Annotated in this window: 16 protein-coding genes; 12 read left to right on the top strand and 4 right to left on the bottom strand. The window is 67.9% G+C overall.

Annotated features, from left to right (window positions below; all coding sequences use genetic code 11):
• The first annotated feature begins 7 nt into the window (after positions 1 to 7).
• Genes EDC22_RS10345 through EDC22_RS10330 form a run of 4 tightly spaced genes read left to right on the top strand, consistent with a single transcriptional unit; the run spans position 8 to position 3,640 of the window.
• The gene (locus tag EDC22_RS10345; RefSeq protein ID WP_132806559.1) at positions 8 to 967 is read left to right on the top strand and encodes a hypothetical protein; all 960 of its coding nucleotides are present in this window, start codon (positions 8 to 10) and stop codon (positions 965 to 967) included.
• Between the two features lie 47 nt (positions 968 to 1,014).
• Entirely contained in the window at positions 1,015 to 1,776 is a 762-nt protein-coding gene (locus EDC22_RS10340; RefSeq protein ID WP_165926868.1) for a PepSY-associated TM helix domain-containing protein, read from the top strand.
• Positions 1,728 to 2,897 (top strand): 2Fe-2S iron-sulfur cluster-binding protein, encoded by a 1,170-nt coding sequence (locus EDC22_RS10335; RefSeq protein WP_165926867.1) that lies wholly within the window; start codon positions 1,728 to 1,730, stop codon positions 2,895 to 2,897. The genes EDC22_RS10340 and EDC22_RS10335 overlap by 49 nt, the downstream gene beginning before the upstream one ends.
• A gap of 5 nt (positions 2,898 to 2,902) precedes the next feature.
• A complete protein-coding gene (locus tag EDC22_RS10330) occupies positions 2,903 to 3,640 on the top strand; it encodes a prepilin peptidase (protein ID WP_132806556.1) in 738 nt (245 codons plus the stop codon).
• Between the two features lie 245 nt (positions 3,641 to 3,885).
• On the opposite strand, the gene EDC22_RS10325 is transcribed toward EDC22_RS10330, so the two are convergent.
• Both EDC22_RS10325 and EDC22_RS10320 read right to left on the bottom strand, forming a co-directional pair.
• Complete coding sequence (locus EDC22_RS10325) at positions 3,886 to 4,509, bottom strand: EF-hand domain-containing protein (protein WP_165926866.1); 624 nt, start codon at positions 4,507 to 4,509, stop codon at positions 3,886 to 3,888.
• Positions 4,506 to 5,486, bottom strand: coding sequence for a sulfotransferase domain-containing protein (locus EDC22_RS10320; protein WP_132806554.1), 981 nt, complete (start codon positions 5,484 to 5,486; stop codon positions 4,506 to 4,508). Before EDC22_RS10320 ends, EDC22_RS10325 begins: the two co-directional genes overlap by 4 nt.
• 319 nt (positions 5,487 to 5,805) lie before the next feature.
• Here EDC22_RS10320 and EDC22_RS10315 point away from each other — a divergent pair, with 319 nt between their 5' ends.
• From EDC22_RS10315 to EDC22_RS10300, 4 genes are all read left to right on the top strand, one after another.
• Positions 5,806 to 6,525, top strand: a complete 720-nt coding sequence (locus tag EDC22_RS10315; protein ID WP_132806641.1) for a response regulator — start codon at positions 5,806 to 5,808, stop codon at positions 6,523 to 6,525.
• Between the two features lie 5 nt (positions 6,526 to 6,530).
• A complete protein-coding gene (locus tag EDC22_RS10310; RefSeq protein WP_165926865.1) occupies positions 6,531 to 7,910 on the top strand; it encodes an ATP-binding protein in 1,380 nt (459 codons plus the stop codon).
• Between the two features lie 168 nt (positions 7,911 to 8,078).
• On the top strand, positions 8,079 to 9,764 hold the full coding sequence (locus EDC22_RS10305) for a PAS domain-containing protein (protein WP_132806552.1): 1,686 nt from the start codon (positions 8,079 to 8,081) through the stop codon (positions 9,762 to 9,764).
• Positions 9,765 to 9,867: 103 nt separating this feature from the next.
• Positions 9,868 to 11,142 carry a D-alanyl-D-alanine carboxypeptidase family protein gene (locus EDC22_RS10300; RefSeq protein WP_132806551.1) on the top strand — a complete coding sequence of 425 codons (1,275 nt, stop codon included), beginning with the start codon at positions 9,868 to 9,870 and terminating at the stop codon, positions 11,140 to 11,142.
• 24 nt (positions 11,143 to 11,166) lie between these two features.
• Here the strand turns inward: EDC22_RS10300 and EDC22_RS10295 are convergent, their stop codons facing one another.
• Positions 11,167 to 11,394: a sulfurtransferase TusA family protein gene (locus EDC22_RS10295; RefSeq protein ID WP_132806550.1), complete on the bottom strand. Its 228-nt coding sequence runs from the start codon at positions 11,392 to 11,394 to the stop codon at positions 11,167 to 11,169.
• A gap of 183 nt (positions 11,395 to 11,577) precedes the next feature.
• On the opposite strand from EDC22_RS10295, the gene EDC22_RS10290 reads away from it, so the two are divergent.
• From EDC22_RS10290 to EDC22_RS10275, 4 genes are all read left to right on the top strand, one after another.
• Positions 11,578 to 13,377: a long-chain-acyl-CoA synthetase gene (locus tag EDC22_RS10290; RefSeq protein WP_132806549.1), complete on the top strand. Its 1,800-nt coding sequence runs from the start codon at positions 11,578 to 11,580 to the stop codon at positions 13,375 to 13,377.
• A gap of 49 nt (positions 13,378 to 13,426) precedes the next feature.
• Positions 13,427 to 13,975: a DUF924 family protein gene (locus EDC22_RS10285; RefSeq protein WP_132806548.1), complete on the top strand. Its 549-nt coding sequence runs from the start codon at positions 13,427 to 13,429 to the stop codon at positions 13,973 to 13,975.
• A gap of 96 nt (positions 13,976 to 14,071) precedes the next feature.
• A complete protein-coding gene (locus EDC22_RS10280; RefSeq protein ID WP_165926864.1) occupies positions 14,072 to 15,463 on the top strand; it encodes a lipopolysaccharide biosynthesis protein in 1,392 nt (463 codons plus the stop codon).
• Positions 15,464 to 15,510: 47 nt separating this feature from the next.
• Positions 15,511 to 16,773 carry a GNAT family N-acetyltransferase gene (locus EDC22_RS10275; protein ID WP_132806546.1) on the top strand — a complete coding sequence of 421 codons (1,263 nt, stop codon included), beginning with the start codon at positions 15,511 to 15,513 and terminating at the stop codon, positions 16,771 to 16,773.
• 21 nt (positions 16,774 to 16,794) lie between these two features.
• On the opposite strand, the gene EDC22_RS10270 is transcribed toward EDC22_RS10275, so the two are convergent.
• Positions 16,795 to 18,411 carry an acyl-CoA synthetase gene (locus EDC22_RS10270; RefSeq protein ID WP_132806545.1) on the bottom strand — a complete coding sequence of 539 codons (1,617 nt, stop codon included), beginning with the start codon at positions 18,409 to 18,411 and terminating at the stop codon, positions 16,795 to 16,797.
• Positions 18,412 to 18,459 lie beyond the last annotated feature (48 nt).

The raw sequence follows: 18,459 nt of genomic DNA, 5'->3' as shown, positions 1-18,459 counted from the left end.
AGGCACCATGGATATGAAGAGAGCCGAAATGACGAGATACCCTGGACTTTGCCTTCCTGCGTTGCTGCTGGCGCTCATTCCGGCAACGGCAACAGCCGATTCGATCATCGTCGTTCCGGGAAGCAATGCCGGTTATCTGTATTTCCCGGCCTCGACCGGCGGACCCGGCGAGGAGCAGACGCATCTCGTCTCGGTCCAGAAGGAGGACGGCTACACCGACTTCAGGATCACCAGCCTGCCAGCGGGGATCGACTGCGACGCAAGCTGCGACGCGGCAAGCGCGGAGCTGCCGCTCGGGGAGGTGACGCTCGTCATCGAGGGCAATTATGACCTCTTCGGCATCCAGCTGCCGAAGCGTGGGACGTGGAGCGGCGGCTGCACCTCGGCAATGGCGAGAACCTGCAGGTTCATCCTGACGACGGCGCTGGCCGAAATCGTCAGGGTCAAGGTTCCGCCGAGCGCGCTGGGTGCCCAGATTCCGCTCGGTGCCGACGACGGGCCGCTGGTTCGATATGTCGGACAGAGCGGCGGTTACCACCTCGTCGCAGCCGATCTCCACGCCAAATCGGGTCTGAAGCTCTCGGAAAGCGAGAAGAAGGTCACCGGCGCCACGAGCATGACTGACGGCGTCGTGAATACAGACACCCTCATCGCCAACGACAGTGGTGCGCGAGCTGCCGCCTACTGCAAGAACCTTGCTGCGGAAACCGGCAACCAGGCCTTGGGCGGTAACTGGTATCTGCCTGCCTACAACGAGCTCAGCCTTCTGCAAGGTCTGTCTCCGGCGATGCTGACCGACATTTTCGGCACCGGCGATATGAAGATATGGTCCTCTACGGAAAAGAGTGACGGTAGTGGATACCGGGCAAAGATAAAGAAGGAAGGCGGCGGATTCGAGAAGATGGAGGAAAAGGAGAAAAACAAGACCGACTCCCTCACGCTCTGTTTCAAGCGCATTAACCCCTAACGACCTCGCCGCGCCGGGAAAATAGGAGGTCAGAAATGGAAATAATATTGTCTAAACTGCAGAGCAAGGTATGGTCCGTCTTGCGCAACTGGCACATATGGCTCGGCGTGGCGTCGGCGATCCCGATCCTGATCATCGCCGTCTCGACGGTCTTCCTCGTTCACAAGAGCCTCGATTTCCACATTCCAAATCTCCTCGCGGCAGGGGCCGACACGGGGTTCAGCGCGCCCGGTAATGGTGAGATCGATCGCGAGATCAGCCATCTCGAGGGCCTGCTCGCCCAGGCCGAGGCCCGCCCGCAGCCGGGCAAGGCCGATAAGCCCGAAAAGGACCATCGCGAGAAGGACAGACGCGAGAAGGACGCGGCGGCGAAAGATCGCGACAAGCGCAAGCCCAAGGGTTCGATGGACGCAAAGGGAGGCCACGCGCCTGACGGTCGCGAACCTGACGGCCGGCCTGTCACTCAGGCCGAAGAGCCGGAAGGGCAAAGCGGCACCGTGACGCTGCCTGATACGGGCGTTCGAACGGTTAGGGTCGACGGCTTCATCCCGACCTTCATTGCGACGGCCCATGCCGATCCCGGCGAGGGCGAGCGAAAGTTCGAGAAGGAAAGGAAGGATAAGGACAAGTCCGGTGTCTCTGTGCGAAAGCTCATGAAGAGCCTGCACACCGGCAAATTCCTCGGCCCGCTCGACTGGCTGTGGGCCGATCTGATCGCGCTCAGCCTGTTCTTCTTCGTGCTGTCGGGTGTGATGACCTGGTGGCGGTCGAGCCGGCGGTCGGCCGGAGGCGGTACGGGCGCGGCGTGATCGCAAGCGGGATCGGGCTGCTGCTCGTGGCGGCATGGATCGCCGTGTCGGGCCTTGCCGTCTGGATGACCGTATCCGGAGTGAAGGCGGCGCGTGCGGCGGCGCTGGACATCCGCGCCGCCACGCCGTTGACGCTGGTGGTGACGGAGCGCAGCGACCATGGCCGGTTCGCGCGGATCGTGCTCACCGCTCCAGGCGGCGACGGGCGGCTGCCGCGCTACAGCGCCGGCGACTATCTGACAGTGCTGGCCAGCCCCCAGGGGCAGCGCCCCCAGCGACGCTGCTATTCGCTGGCGGGCTGGCAGGCCAGCCCGGACAGCTATGAGCTGCTGGTCAAGCGCGAGGAGAACGGTCTGGTCTCCGGCTGGATCCACGACGTGCTGCAGGTCGGCGCGCGCATCGAGGCGCTGGGGCCGCGTGGTGGATTCCACCTGACCGAGCACCGCGGCGAGCGGCTTCTGGTCGCCGCAGGCGTGGGCATCACGCCGCTGCGGGCCATGCTGCACCGGATCAGCGCCGGCCGGACCATGTCGCCGACGACATTGTTTTGGTCCGTGCGCCATGTGACGGAGCTGGAATGCTATCATCCAGAGTTTCTTGACCTGTCGCGCACCTGCGACTGGTTTCGATACGTTCCCTGTGTGACACGTCCAGGGCCGGGCTGGCGCGGCACGGCGAGGCGCCTCGATGCCGGGATCGTGCTCGCCGCTCGGCGCAACATGCCCCTTGCTGGCGTATGGATCTGCGCCTCCGCCACGATGACGCGCCAGCTGACCGAGGATCTCGCGCAACGAGGCGTTCCGGCCGATCGCATCCATTTCGAGCTGTTCGGCGCCGATGCGGCCGGGGCGCCCGCCGAGGTGGCGCTGGTGACCGTGCAGCCAGGTGGCCGCTGCGCGAATTACCTCGGCGAACCGACCCTGCTGCATTGTCTCGAGCGTGAAGGGATTCCGATCAGCAGCGACTGTCGCGCCGGCCATTGCGGCGCCTGCCGCATGCAGCTGGTAGGCGGTCGGGTCGACACCGTGCTGCCGCCGCAGATGGCCGTGCCCGAATCCCAGGTTCTGACGTGTTGTGTTCGGCCGGCGAGCGACATCGTCATCGCATTTCCGGACCGTTGACGCACATGGTCGAACCGGCACTCGTCCTCATCGCCGCCTGTGGCGGCGGCCTGGTCGGTCGTCTGGTCGCCCATCTGGCGGTGGTGGTCCCGCGCCGTGTCGTCTCGGAGGCGATGGCGGAGGCTCGCGCGATGCTGTGCTCGCCGGGCATGCCTTGCCAGACGACGCGCAGCTTCGACTTCGCGCCGAAGCATCGCTGGGAAGGCGTTGTGATCACGGTCCTGTCCGTGCTGATCTGGACGCTTGCCACCGTGTTGGCCGAGACCGCAGAGCGGGCCTTCGCTTGCGCCTGCGTTGGCAGTGTGCTGCTGCTGCTGGCCATCATTGACGGCAGGTCGCGGCTGTTGCCGGATATGCTGGTGCTGCCGTTGCTGTGGGGCGGACTGCTGTTCAGCGCGCTGGGCGGTTCGGTCGCTCCGGCCGACGCGATCCTGGGGGCGGCCATGGGCTATGGCGGCCTGATGGCGCTGGCGATCGGCTACGGCGCGATCCGGCGGAAGGAGGTGCTCGGTGCGGGCGATGCCAAGCTTGTCGCCGCCCTCGGCGCCTGGCTTGGCTGGATGGCGCTGCCGACGGTGCTGGCAATTGCCGTTGCGGTCGGCCTCCTGTACAGCGCCGTGGCGCTCGCCACGCGCCGCATGGCCTTCGACAGCCGCATGCCGATGGGTCCGTTCCTCGGCCTCGCCGGCTGGGCGGTCATGCTCGTGGAGGCGTCGCGATCGCTGCCGCTTGGCGGTCCATGAGGTCGGAGAACGCTGCCGTCCCGGCGAGCCGCGCCATCGACATCATTGTCGCGGCTTGACTGCCCTTGGTCGGTGTCGCGTCGACCCGGGCCGTGTCGTTGCGTTTCCGATCGGCCCGCCGCTGTGGGGGGCGAAGAAGGAAAGACGCGGTCCGACGGGGGCGAGGCGTCGGACCGCGCAGCCTTCCCCCACCTGTCTGCGGGAGCGGGGGAAACGCGAGTAGAGGTCAGGTAGGGCTTGCCGTATCAGTTCTCCGGATCGTCCGACCGGGGGCCGACGTCGCCGGCCGGCCCATCGCCGCCGCGCCAGTAGCCGTGCGGATGCGGACCGCGGGGCTGCCAGCCGTGCCATGACCCCCCGTCGGAGCCGCCCTCGAACATGCGCACCAGCCGATCGGTGGGCCGCAGGAACTCTTCCGACGTGATCTGGCCGTCGCCGTCCGGATCGAGGAACTGGAAGGATCGGACCATGATCGGCCGGGTGATGTCCCGGAACAGAGCGTCATACTCCTCGAGCGACAGGCGCCCGTCGCCGTCGCGATCATGTCTGGCGAAGATGTCGGAGCGGAAGGTCTCGATCTCCTCGGCAGACAGGCGCCCGTCGCCATCCTTGTCGGCAAGCTCGATGACGCGCTGCATCATCATGAAGCGCATCATGCCGCCCATCGGCCCGCCCATCTCCCCGGGCGGCATGGCGCGCCAATGATGGCGATAGCTGGTCAGCCTGACCGGTCCGGATGTCATCATGCCGGCCTCCGGCGAGCTGTCGGACCAGCCGATCCGATGACCGCCGGCCACCGCCGCCGAGGCGAGGCCGACCGTGATGGCGACGGCTGCCGCAGCGATCGCCAGGGACGTAGAGGTCTTCATCTCAAGACTCCTGATGTCTCGTGCGTCCGACTTGACGGGCATTTGACGGGCGACCGGTCGCAGGAGTTTGTCAGCGAGCGCGCGATTTGTATCGGATTGTGTCGAATCGCCCGCCGGGCCGTGTCCGCGCCGGCTCGGCCGCCCGGATGGATACCGATCGCGGTGAAGTCGGCCGTCGGATAGTAGGACGCCTGCCGGTGGATCCGGCCGCGCTGGGCCTCCGTCAGCGCTGCGCCGCGCCCGACAATGCCCTGGTTGAACAGGACGGGGCGGGTCGCTGCGGCGGCGATCGCCCGGTCGATGTCGGTTGCCGACGCCTCGAGGCCGAGCCGGCGGACAAGACCTGCCACGACGGCGGGCGGATCGCGCACCAGATCCTCGTAGCGCACCAGCACGGCATCAGGACACGACAGCCACGAGACGTAGAAGTCGATGTACCAGGGCGCAGCCATGTCGACGACGAAGTCGAGAAGTTCGTCGTCCAGGGCGAGAACCTCGGGCGTGACCAAGGCCTGGGGCAGTTCGGACCAGTTGCTGCGCAGGTGGTCGGCGAGGCTGACCAGGCAATCGAAGATATCGCGCACCAGGACCACGGGCTTCAGGCCGAAGCGGCTGATCTGACGGCGGGTTCCATCGTGGAAGCGCACATGATGCTGGGCCACGAAATCGTGGAAGCCGGCGCCGGCGAGTCGGTGCGCCGACAGTTCCTGCTCCGCGCGTCCGGCGCCCTCGCTGATCCAGGCCGCCCGCATGCCGGGCAGTCCGGCCAGGATCGTGCGCAGCCAGGTCGAGCCGGACTTCGGGAAGCAGGCGAGAAGGATCCGATGGCGCCGGCCTCCCAGCCGTTGCAGCCTGGGGGCCGCACGGACGATGTACCGCTGGGCGGCGCGGACGGCGGTCGAGGCGCACAGGGCTACCAGCCCGGAGCCTGTGCAGGCGGCGGCGCGGCGGGCCGCAGGTGACGGCCGCCGGGTCATCCGACATTCTCCGCCGTTGCGAGCGGCCCGGTCGGGCCGACGGCCTCCGGCTGAGCAAGCCGTCCGGCACCGGCGATCAACAATGCGGCGATCATGCCCGCGAGAACCGCGGCACAGGCAAGTCGACGGGTTATCATTGACGGTATCACTGGCAGTCGGGAGCCCCCTGCCCGATGGACGGCAGTTTCGGTCCGGCCTGTCGCGGAGATTTGCGCGCCGGGGACCGTTTGGTCACGCCCTGTGTCGGACCCCGGCCGCGGAGACCTTGTGATACAAATTCATGGCGGCGCATGCCGGCTGCGACTGTATGTTCCGCCCCATGGAAGGCCAACCGCACATTCTCGTCGTCGACGATCACCGCGACATCCGCGAGCTCGTCGGACGCTATCTCGGCAAGAACGGCTATCGGGTGTCGACGGCCGACGGCGCGCCCTCGGCGCGCAAGATCCTGAAGTCCTCCGCCATCGATCTCGTCGTCCTCGACATCATGATGCCGGGGGAGGATGGCCTGTCGCTGTGCCGCCACCTGCGCGAGACGACGGACATACCCGTCATCCTGCTCACCGCGATGGCGGAGGAGACCGACCGGATCGTCGGGCTGGAGATTGGCGCCGACGACTATCTGGTCAAGCCGTTCAACCCGCGCGAGCTGCTCGCGCGGATCCGTTCGGTGCTCAGACGTACCCAGGCACTGCCGCCAAGCCGCGAGCCGAAGCCGGGTCCGGCCTACCGGTTCGCGGGATGGCTGCTCGACCCGGGCCGGCGCGAGCTGGTGCGCGAGGACGGGGTGGCAATGCCGCTGTCGACCGGCGAGTTCAGGCTGCTCGTCGCCTTTCTCGACCGCCCCGGCCTCGTGCTCACCCGAGACCAGCTGCTCGACATCACGCGCGGCCGGGAAGCGGCCCCGTTCGATCGGTCGGTCGACAACCAGGTCAGCCGGCTGCGCCGCAAGATCGAGCCGGATGCGCGCAATCCGACCCTGATCAAGACGGTATGGGGCGGCGGCTACTGCTTCAGTGCCGAGGTCGAGCGGACATGAGGCTCATGCCGCGGAGCTTCACCGGCCAGCTGGCGTTGCTGCTGGTGCTTGCGCTGCTGGTCGCGCAGGTGGCCGCCATCCTGATCTACAGCCACGAACGGCTGCAGGTGGCGCGTGACATGTTCCAGGAGTCGATCGTCGAGCGCACGGCCGCCATCCTGCAGCTGCTCGAGGACGCACCTGAGGAACTGCATTTCCGGATGCTGGACACCGCGAGTTCGCCGTTCTTCCGCTTCTCGACCTCGGCGCAGGCCCGCACGCCGCGGCAGGAAACGGCCGAGGCCGAACTCGCCGCACGTACCCTCGCCCGCCAGCTCGGCATACCGCCGCGCCGGGTGATCGTGGCGCTCGGGCAGGGCGCGAGGGAAAGTCGGTGGCCGGCGCTTCAGGTCGTCAGGATGCTGGTCCCTGGCGTGAAGCGCCCGGACCCAAGGAACGCCGAACCGCCATACTGGTTGCGGGTCTCGATCGCCATGCGCAACGGATCGTGGCTCAACCTGGCGGTTGGGCCACCGCCGGGCCCGCCGCCGTTCGGCCGGCCATTCCTGATCAGCCTTGTCCTCTCGTCGCTGGCGACACTGGCGGTGGCGATGCTCGTGGCCGGACGGATGGCGCGGCCGATGCGCCGGCTCGCCGATGCAGCCGATCGGCTGGGCCGTGGCGAGCAGGTCGAGCCGCTGCCAGAGACCGGCCCCGACGAGGCACGACGGACCGTGCGGGCGTTCAACACCATGCGCGAGCGCCTCGGATGCTTCGTAAGCGATCGCACGACAATGCTCGCTGCGATCTCGCACGACCTGCGCACGCCGCTGACCAGCCTGCGGCTGCGCGCCGAGATGGTCGAGGACGAGGAGACCCGCGACAGGCTGGTCGAGACCATCGAGGAAATGCGCAGCATGAGCGATGCGACGCTGGCATTCGTGCGCGCCGATCAGGCTGGGGAGGAGACCCGCGCCGTCGATCTGGCAGCCTTGGCCGAAAGCGTCGTCGAGGATCTTGCCGAGCTTGGCCAGACGGCGACGCTGGAGGAGGGCGATCATCCCGTGGTGCGATGCCGCCCGGTTGCTGTCAAGCGGGCGCTGCGCAATCTGGTCGAGAACGCCGTCCGTTACGGACGTGACGTCCGGGTCGTGGTGACCGGCAAGGGCGGTGAGGCGGTGATCCGGGTCTCGGACCGCGGTCCGGGCCTGCCCCCGGAGGATCTCGACCGGGTGTTCGAACCGTTCGTGCGCGGCGAGACGTCCCGCAATCGCGAGACCGGTGGCCTCGGTCTCGGTCTGGCCATCGCCAGGACCATCGCCCGCAGCCACGGTGGCGACATCCGCCTCCGCAATCGGCCGGAGGGCGGACTGGAGGCGACCCTGTCGATCCCCGTGTCAACCTAGCATCCGGCCGGGCGCGGCCGCAGGGCAGGGAACCGCGGCCCGGACTCTGCTGCCGTCATGGCGGGGCCGTGCGGACCGAAGCCGGCAGCAGGCCGGATGCATTCTTTACCATATGTTCAAGGCGGAGGGGCGATAGTCCTGTACGGACCGGAGCCCTGACCGAGCAGCATGCGTCTGCCACTGCCCCTCCCACGTCACGCGCTGGCCGAGCTCCTGTCGGGCGGCGTGGCGCGGCACGTAGCGCTGACGGTGTTCGTCTGCGGGCTCATCGCCAGCGCCCTTGCGGCCGTACCCTCCTACATGAGCGCCAAGGCGCGATTCATCGAGGGATTGCGCGGGCATGCGACGGCCCTGTTCGTCGCCGCGGTCGACCCGTCGCGCTACCCGGGGGTGGACAGCCTTCTGCGCCTTGGTGAAACGGTGATGTCGCAGTCCAACATCGTCGGCGGAACCATCTACAGCGGTGCCGGCGAGGAGCGGGGGCAGTTCGGTACGCCGCCCGATCTCGACTGGACGAATGCGCGCCTCGGGCGGGAGGTCACCCGGTTCACGCCGCTGGACGGATCGTTCGAGACCTATCTTGCGCCCGAGGTCACCGGCATTCCCTACGGGATCATGCTGCGCCTTGATGCGAGGGATGGCTGGGCGCGGATCGTGACCGATCTCCAGGAGCGCTTCCTGGTCTCGGCGCTCGCCGCGCTGTTGGTCGCGATCGCCAGCGGCCTTGCCGTCTCGGTCTGGGTCACCCAGCCCGTGCGCTCGATCGCGGCGGCGGTCGACAATGCCCTCAACGATCCGGCCGAAGCGACCAGGCTGCTCGCCCGCGTGCCGCAGCGCGACGAGCTCGGCCGTCTGGCGCAGGCGATCGACCAGCTGCTGTTCTTCACGGCCGCCTCGCAGGAGGAGGAGCTGATGCCGGTCTTGATGATGCTCGACCAGTGCGCGCACGGCATCCTCATCATGTCGGCCGAGGGACATCTCATCTCGGCGAACCCGGCGGCGCTGCGGTTGTTCGGAGTGCGCAGCCTTGCAGCCCTCAGGGCCCGGCCGCCCGACAGACTGCTCCGGTTCGAGCAGCGGCCGGTCGAACCGCTGGCTCTCGTCGCGAAGGGGCCGGTGATCGGCCATGGCGAGATCCTGCGCGGCGATGGGGAAATCCCGTGTCTCGTTTCTGGCGATTCGATCCGTGGCCGCAACGGCGAGATCACGCGCCGCTTCCTAATGCTGGTGGACATGCGGGGGCTGCTCGACGAGGTGCGCAACGAGGTTCTCAACCGGCAGCGGGCGGAACGCGAGGTCGCCCGGCTGGCGCTCGATCTGCGCCGCGCGCGCAAGGCCTTCGATGCCTGTCTGGTGCTGCTGGAACTGGACGGGGCGGACGCGCCCCGGGCAAATGCAGTGACGGTGCAGCCGGACGAACTGATCGACGCCTGGATCGAGCGGCTCGCCGCCGAATCGACGGCGGCGCCGAAGCTGTTTCGCGCGGCTCTGCCGCCGCTACTCGGCGATCCGGGCGAACTGCGCCGCCTCGTCGACATGGCTCTCGAGATCGTCAGGATGCGCAGTTCCGCCCCAATCCCGCAGATGAGGATCGTGGCGACGGTCGAAGATGACGAGACCGCGCTGTTCGTCGTCAGCGAGATTTCGCAGCAAGACGGCAGCGATACGGTGGCGCCGATCGCACGGGCAGAAGATGCTGCCATCTTCCTTGCTGCCCTGTCGGTGCTGTGCCGTCGCCAGCAGGGGGCGCTGCAGAGTGCAGCGGCACGCGACAACGGCAACGCCATCGCGGTGCGGCTGCGGATCGACCGGACGACCATGGAACTGACCGGACAGGGCCGGTCGGCGGCCTGAGACGGTTCCGGCATCGCCCTGCCTGCCGCGATTGTCGCCGCGCACCTCGGGCCCGGCCGCGGCCGACTTTGCGTCGGGCCGGGAATCCGGGTAACAAGGAACCATGATCACCCGCCGGCGACCCAGTCCGCCGGAGCGTCGTGGCCGCTGGCGTGCGCTGCTCCTGGCATTCGCAGCCGGCTGGTCCGTGCTGTTCGCCCCGAGCGAGGGCGAGGCCGGCCCAGCCCTGGTCTTCGACGCGCGCAGTGGCGAGGTGCTGCATGCCTACGGAGCCTACACGCCCTGGCATCCCGCCTCGCTGACCAAGCTGCTCACGGCATATGTCGTGTTCGACGCGGTGCGCAGCGGGCGCGTCTCGCTCGACAGTCCGGTCAGGATCTCCGAATACGCCCTGTCGCAGCCGCCCAGCAAGATGGGCTTTGCGGTGGGAACCGAGATCAGCCTGGAGTACGCGCTCCGCATCCTGATGGTGAAGTCGGCGAACGACATCGCCGTTGCCGTCGGGGAGGCGATTTCCGGCAGCGAGCAGGCCTTTGTCGCGGAGATGAATGCGACCGCGCGGCGGCTTGGCATGATCGACAGCCATTTCGTCAACCCGCACGGACTGCACGATCCCGCACAGCGCACGACGGCGCGCGACATGGGCATCCTCGCTCGCGCCCTGATCCGCGACTTTCCGCAGTATCAGCGCTTCTTCGACATCGAATCGATCCGGGTCGGCCAGGCGGTGATGACCAATCACAACAAGCTGATCGGCCGCTTCCAGGGCGCCGACGGCATGAAGACCGGCTATATCTGTGCCTCAGGCTTCAACATCGTCGCTACCGCAACGCGCGGCGGACGCCGGCTGGTTGCGGTGGTACTCGGCGGCATGACCGCGGCGCAGCGCAACGAGGTGACGGCCGGGCTGCTCGAGGCGGGGTTCGCCGCCGGCACGGGCAGCTTCGGGCTGTTGTCGGGCAACCGCACGACGCTGGACAGCCTGCACCGTCCGGTGAACGTCGGCGCGCCCATCGATGTCAGTCCGTATGTCTGCCAGAAGAAGAAGGCGCCGCCGGAGATCCTTTCGTTCGGAACGGAGGCGACGACGGTAGCGGCAGGCAGACCCTCGGAGGCAGATGGCGCACGCATCATCGACAATGCCGGCGCTGGCGTCCTTGCGCTTGCCTCCGCACCGGTCATGGGTCTGCCGGCGGCGCGGGTGGCGACCGATCCTCTGGTGGCCTTCGATGTACCGCTGCCACGGCCCAATCCCTTCCGTCAGGCGTCGCCGACCGGCCCCGCCGTGCCGGCGCCGCCGGCAACGCCGGTGTCGACGATGGCAAAGCCGCGGCCGATGGTCAATCCGTTCGAGCCGCGGCCCAATCCGCTGCGCTGAATCGGTCTCCTGCCCGGGCCGCTCTCATCCGTCCTTGCGGCGGATCAGGAACCGGTAGATCGGACCTGCGCGCGTCTGCTCGACGAGATGGTGGCCCGACTCCGCGCAGAAGTGCGGAATGTCGATGACGGAGGCGGGATCGGTTGCCTCGACCGCGAGAAGATCGCCGGGCTCAAGCCCCTGCAGCGCCTTGCGCGCCTTCAGCACCGGTAGCGGGCACAGCAGGCCCTTCACGTCGAGCTCCGCCACCATGTCGTCTCCTTTGCCGCTGACCGGGGATGGGAACCATTCTGCCGCCGCGATGTCAAATCGCGACCGGTTCCATTCGCCGCAGCAGGGTGGTACTCAATGAGGCAACAGGACGAGCACCTTTCGCCAAGAACCAGCTCGCAAATTCCGGTTGAGTGGCGCGACGACCATGATCCGGGGGAGGATATGGGGCTCATCGAACGGCTGCGCAGCGAGTATCTCTACGCCGCAGGTGCGCTGCGTATCCTCAGGCGTGTCACGCCGATCGCCAGGAACCGGACCCGGACATTTCCCGACGTCCTCGACGATCTGGCGGCGCAGCATGCCGACAGCGTCGCGATTCTCGACGAGAGCCGTAGCCTGACCTACCGCGGCTTGCTCGCCCGCTCGAACCAGTATGCGCAATGGGCGCGCGCGGCCGGCATCGGCAAGGGCGATACGGTTGCGCTGCTGCTCTCCAACCAGCCCGAGTATCTCGCCGTGTGGATGGGCATCATACGGGTCGGTGGCATCTGTGCGCTGCTCAACACAAACCTGACCGGGGCAGCGCTGGCGCACTGCATCAACATCGTCGGCGCCCGCCATGTCATCGTCGGTGCCGAGCTGATCGGCGCCTACGAGACGGCCGAGCCGTTGCTGACGGGTGGGCCGCAGGCATGGGTGTCGGGACGGACCGCCTCGGGCCGGGAGCGGATCGACTATGCCCTCGAGCAGTTCACCGGCGAGGCGCTGCCGCGGTCAGAGCTGCCGGGGCTCACCATCGACGACCCGGCGCTGTACATCTACACCTCCGGAACGACCGGGCTGCCGAAGGCAGCGGTGATCAATCATTACCGCATCCAGGCGATCATGGCGGGCTTCGCCGCGCTGTGCAATTCGAAGGCGAGCGACCGGATCTACGTCGCGCAGCCGATGTATCACACCGCCGGCGGCGTGATCGCGCCCGGCATTGCGCTGATGGCCGGCGGGTCCTGTTTCGTGCGCGAGAAGTTCTCGGCCAGGCAGTTCTGGGACGACATCGTCGCCCACGACTGCACGATGTTCCAGTACATCGGCGAACTGTGCCGCTACCTGCTCAACGCGCCGACGAATCCCAACGAATCGCGCCACAAGATCCGGCTGTGCAACGGCAACGGGCTGCGGCCCGACATCTGGATGGACTTCAAGACCCGCTTCCGCATCCCGCAGATCATCGAATGGTATGCGGCGACGGAGGGCAACGTCACGCTGTTCAACCTCGACGGCAAGCCGGGCGCCGTCGGTCGCATCCCGAAATGGCTCGAAAGGCGCTTCATGACCAAGATCGTCCGCTTCGACGTGGAGTCGGAGAAGGTCGTGCGCGGCGCCGACGGTTTCTGCATCGAATGTGGGCCTGACGAGGTCGGCGAGGCGATCGGACGCATCCTGATCGACCCGAAGGCGCCGGCGCAGCGGTTCGACGGCTATGCCGATCCGAAGGAGACGGAGCGAAAGGTGCTGCGTGACGTCTTCGAGAAGGGCGATGCCTGGTTCCGTACCGGCGACCTGATGCGCAAGGACAGGCTGGGATACTTCTACTTCGTCGATCGGATCGGCGACACCTTCCGCTGGAAGGGGGAGAATGTCTCGACCTCCGAGGTCGCCGAAACGATCACCGTCTTTCCCGGCATCCGCGAGGCCAATGTCTACGGCGTGACGGTGGATGGCCAGGACGGACGCGCCGGCATGGCCGCGGTGGTGGCCGACGAGGATCTCGATCTGGGGGCGCTGCGCGAGCACCTGACGGCGCGGCTGCCGTCCTATGCCCGGCCGCTGTTCCTGCGTATCCGCAAGGAGATCGAGGTGACGGGAACCTTCAAGCAGAAGAAGGTCGAGCTGCGCGCCGAGGGATTCGATCCCGACCGGGTCGGCGACGACATCTATTTCAATGACCCCACCACGGAACGGTTCGTGCGGCTCGACCGCGATCTTTACCGGCGGATCCAGTCCGGCGACGTCAGGCTGTGACCGGCGGCGGGCCGACAGGCGGTTCGCGACCCATGCCCCGGAGGCGAGGATGACTGCGCTGCCGACCCAGTTCGACGTCCTGGACTTCTGGTGGAGGGCCGGTGCGTCGCGCTGGTTTGCCGGCGGTGACGCATTCGACGGCGCGTGTCGCGAGCGCTTCCTCGATCTGCTCGAACATGCCGCAGCGGGTGGTCTCGCCGACTGGGAGGCGACGCCGAGCGGGGCGCTGGCGCTGATCATCGTGCTCGACCAGCTGTCGCGCAACATCTACCGCGGAACGCCGCGCGCCTTCGCCCAGGACGCCCGCGCGCTTGCAGTGGCCGAGCGTGCGGTCGCGGCCGGGTTCGACCGGGCCTATCCGATGCCGGCGAGACAGTTCTTCTACATGCCGTTCGAGCACAGCGAGGACATGAGGGTGCAGGAGCGCAGCTGCGACCTGTTCCGCGCCACCGGCGATCAGGACGCCTATTACTGGGCGCTGGTCCACATGGATGCGATCCGCCGTTTCGGCCGCTTTCCGCATCGCAACGTCATTCTCGGCCGGGCGACCACGCCCGAGGAACAGCGCTATCTCGACTCCGGCGGGTTCTCGGCCTGACGGCCGACCGTCCGGCTCCCGGAACCGTTTCTTAAGCGCTCGTCGGGCATGCTGCAGGAGGCCCCGCAGCCGGGCTGCCGAACGGGAAGCGAGAGCGTGCATCAGTCTGCTCCGGCCGACAACCGGAACGAGGCGACCGGATTGGCCCGGTTCGCGACACAGCTGCGTGAGATGCTGGGGGCGATCGTACGGGCCGAGGACGACCGGACGCTCGCCCAGCGCACGGCATTCATCGCCTTCTTCATCCGCGCCTCCAGCGCCGCCCTGGCGCTCGTCTCGCAGATCCTGCTGGCGCGCTGGCTCGGCTCGCACGAGTACGGCATCTTTGCCTTCGCATTCGTCACGCTGGTGCTGGTCGGCGGCCTGATCCCGCTTGGCTTCCCGACGGCGGGACAGCGCTTCATCGCCGAGTACACCGAGGCCGGACGGCCCGATCTGACACGCGGCTACGTGTTCGGCAGCCGGCTGTTCGTGGTCGGCGTCGGCACCCTGGTCGCCGTCGTCGGTGCGGCGGGCCTGTGGCTGTTCAGCGAGCGGATCGGCGGCGACTATGTGCTGCCGCTGTATCTCGTCCTCGTCTGTCTGCCAGTCTATGCTCTGATGGAGGTTCAGGACGGCATCGCCCGAAACTATTCCTGGATCGACCTGGCGCTGGCGCTGCCCTATCTCGTCCGCCCGCTGTCGATCCTTGCCATCGTCGGCGGCACCATCCTGGTGACCGGACATGCCGATGCGGTGACCGCAGGCTATGCGCTGATCGCCGCGGTCTGGATCACCGGCATGGCACAGCTGATCCTGCTCGACATCCGGCTCGGCCGACGCCTGCCGAAGGGCAGGCGCAGCTACGCCTGGAAAGGCTGGACGGTCACCGCGCTGCCGATCTTCCTGGTCGAGAGCTTCTACATGCTGCTCACCAACACCGACGTGCTGGTGGTCTCGCTCTACATGGGGCCGGCCGATGTCGGCGTCTATTACGCGGCCGTGAAGGTGCTGGCGCTGGTGTCGTTCGTTCCCTTCGCGGTGACTGCGGCCTCGGCCCACAAATACGCGGAGTACAACACCGCGGGCGACGTCGCCCGGCTGCAGAGCTTCGTGCGCGACACCGTCAGATGGACGTTCTGGCCGGCGCTGCTGGCCTCGCTGGCGATCCTGGTCGCCGGCAAGCCGCTGTTGTGGCTGTTCGGTCCGGATTTCAGCGCAGGCTATCCGCTGCTGTTCATCCTGGTGATCGGGTTGATGGCCCGCGCGATGGTGGGGCCGGTAGACCGGGTGCTCAACATGCTCGGCCAGCAGAACGCCTGCGCGATCGTCTATGCGGGCGCCTTCGCGCTCAATCTGGCCCTCAACTTCACGCTCATCCCGCGCTTCGGCCTGTCCGGTGCGGCATGGGCGACCAGCACCGCGCTGATCGTGGAATCGATCTTGCTGTTCTTCGTGGCGAAGTCGCGGCTCGGCCTGCACGTGTTCGTGCTGGATAGCCGACGCTAGGCGGCGTCGCAAAGCGGGACGCGCGGCTGGTCAAGGGGAGACGGCATGTGACGACAGTGTCAGGAGGTATCGGCACGATCCTGCTGCGGGCGAGAATGTCGCGGCCGATAACGGCTGCGAAGGTCGGCTGTCACGGGGCGCTGCGCAAGACCGAACCGCGCCACGTCGTCGAAGTCGCCAACTGGCGGATCCTGCGCGAGATGGAGCGCGGCTGGAAGGAACTCGCCGCCCGCGCGGCAGAGCCCAACATCTTCTACGATCCCGGCTTCGCGCTTGCCGCGATCGCCGGGCTCGGTCCGATCGAGCATGTCCGCGCGGTGCTGGTCTGGCGCAGTGCGCCGCCGGTCGAACGGCCTTGCCGACGCAAGCTGATCGGCATCTTTCCCTATGTCGAGCGGCGACGCTGGGGCCTGTCGCTGGTGGCGGCCGAGGCCTACATCCATCCCTTCGCGATGTCGTCGGCGCCGCTGGTTGATCCTGGCTTTGCAGAGGAAGCCTGGGGGGTGCTGTACGACTGGCTGGAGGCGGGGGGCCGCTGCACGCCGGATGCCTGGCTGTTCCGGCACCTGCCGCAGGACGGCCCGGCGGCCGATGCCATGCGCAGCGCGGCCCGGCAGCGCGGCATCGCGCTGCGGGAGTTGGAGCCGCGCGACCGGGCGGTGCTCGACACCACGGGGCTGCCGCCGGCTTGGCTCGACGAGACCCTGTCGGCGAAGGCACGCAAGGAGTACCGTCGCCTGCGCCGACGGCTCGGCGAACGCGGCCGGCTGGAGCGCACCACTGCCCACCTCGCCCAGGATATCGGTCCGACGATCGAGGCGTTCCTGGCGCTGGAGGCGTCAGGCTGGAAGGGCCGCGCCGGCACCGCTGCTGCGCAGTCGCCGCAGATTGCCGCGATGTTCCGCCGGGCGGCGGCGGCCCTTGCCGGTCATGGCCAGATCCGGGTCGATATGCTGCGGCTCGACGGACATCCGATCGCCGCCACCATCACGCTGGTGTCCGGCGCCGACCGCTGGCTGTGGAAGATCGCCTACGACGAGGGCTTCGCGGCCTATTCCCCGGGCGTGCTGCTGACCCTCGACCTCACCGAGGAGGCTCTGGCGGAGGCCCAGCCGCTCCGCTGGGATTCCTGTGCGATGCCCGGTCATCCGATGATCGACCGGATCTGGCGCCAGCGCCGAGCCTATGCCGACGTCCTGATCCTCCCGCGTCGCACGCCCCCGCTGCTGGCCGCCGCCGCCCACTGGCTCGAGAGGCTGGGGCGGGCCGGATTGCGCCGTCTCAGGGCGATCCGCGGTCGCCTCCGCTGATCGTCGGGGTGCCGGCGCCCGTCAGGCCCGCTCGCGCAGAAGCCTGCGGATCACCTTGCCGGTCGTGGTCAGCGGCAGTTCCTGAAGGAACTCGATCTCGCGCGGATACTCGTGTGCCGCCAGCCGTTCCCGCACAAAGGCCTGGATATCCGCGACGAGTTCAGCCGAGGGAACGACGCCTTCGGCAGGAACGATGAACGCCTTGACGATCTCGGTGCGGACCGGGTCCGGCTTGCCGACGGCAGCGGCCAGCGCCACGGCAGGATGGGCGATCAGGCAATCCTCGATCTCGCCCGGGCCGATCCGGTAGCCCGCAGAGGTAATGACGTCGTCGTCACGGCCGATGAAGGTGACATAGCCGTCGGCATCGACAAAGCCCTCGTCGCCGGTCTTCATCCAGTCTCCGACGAACTTCGCCACGGTCGCATCCGGTCTGCCCCAGTATTCGAGGAACATGACCGGGTCTGGCCGGCGCACCGCGATCTGACCGATCTGGCCGGGCGGCAGCACGTTGCCGGCCGCGTCGATCACCGCCACCTCATGCCCCGGCACGGGCTTGCCGATGGCGCCAGGGCGCGATACCCCGATCGCCGCGCAGGACGACAGCACCAGATTGCATTCGGTCTGTCCGTAGAATTCGTTGATGGTCAGCCCCAACTCGCTGCGGGCCCAGTCGTAGACCTCGCGACCGAGCGACTCGCCGCCACTGCCGATCGTGCGCAGCGACAGGTTCCAGCGCTGCCTCGGGGATTTGACGGTCCGCATCATCCTGAGCGCGGTCGGCGGGATGAAGGCATTGCGGACGCCGAACTCGGCCATCAGCGCGAAGGCCAGCTCGGGATCGAACTTCTCGAAGCGGTAGGCGACCACCGGGACGCCGAGGTACAGCGCCGGCAGCAGCACATTGAGCAGGCCGCCCGCCCAGGCCCAGTCGGCCGGCGTCCACATCACGTCGCCCGGCTGCGGCAGGAATTCGTGCGGCATCTGGACGCCGGGCAGATGGCCGAGCAGTACCCGGTGACCGTGCAGCGCGCCCTTGGCAGGACCGGTCGTGCCGGACGTGTAGATCATCAGTGCGGGGTCATCTGGTCCGGTCTCGGCGCGCTCGGTGAGCGGTTCGACGGCGCCGATCGCCTCGTGAAAGCCGATCGCAGCTGCCTCGGGGCCGTCGATCGAGATCACCGTCTGCAGGGAGGGTGGGGGCGAGTCGATCCGGTCAAGCTTGGCGAGGCCGCCCGAGCCGGTGATCAGGACCGCCGCACCGGAATCGGCGAGACGATAGGCGAGCGCGTCGATCCCGAACAGCATGGCGAGCGGGACCGCCACCGCGCCGATCCTGTAGACCGCGAGGTGGGCGATGGCGGTCTCCGGACACTGCGGCAGCAACAGCGCCACCCGGTCGCCGCGTCCGACGCCCGCGTCCGCGAGAACGCGGGCGAGACGTTCGGATGCATCGCGCAGCATGCCATAGGAGACGTGCGCGACCTTGCCGTCCGGGAGTCGATGGATGATCGCAGTGCGACCCGGTTCGCGGGCCGCCCAGCGGTCGCAGCAGGCCTCGGCGATGTTGAACCGCTCGGGGATCTCCCAGCGGAAGCGGTCACGCAGATCCTCGTAGGTGTCGGCGCGGGGCAGCATCGGCTCCTGCCAGATGGTTCGGGTGAGGCGGCAGCGTAGCGCGGTTTG

Origin of the sequence: Tepidamorphus gemmatus (assembly GCF_004346195.1) — a bacterium.
Taxonomy (GTDB): domain Bacteria; phylum Pseudomonadota; class Alphaproteobacteria; order Rhizobiales; family Tepidamorphaceae; genus Tepidamorphus; species Tepidamorphus gemmatus.
This window is presented reverse-complemented; position numbering and strand designations above follow the sequence as displayed.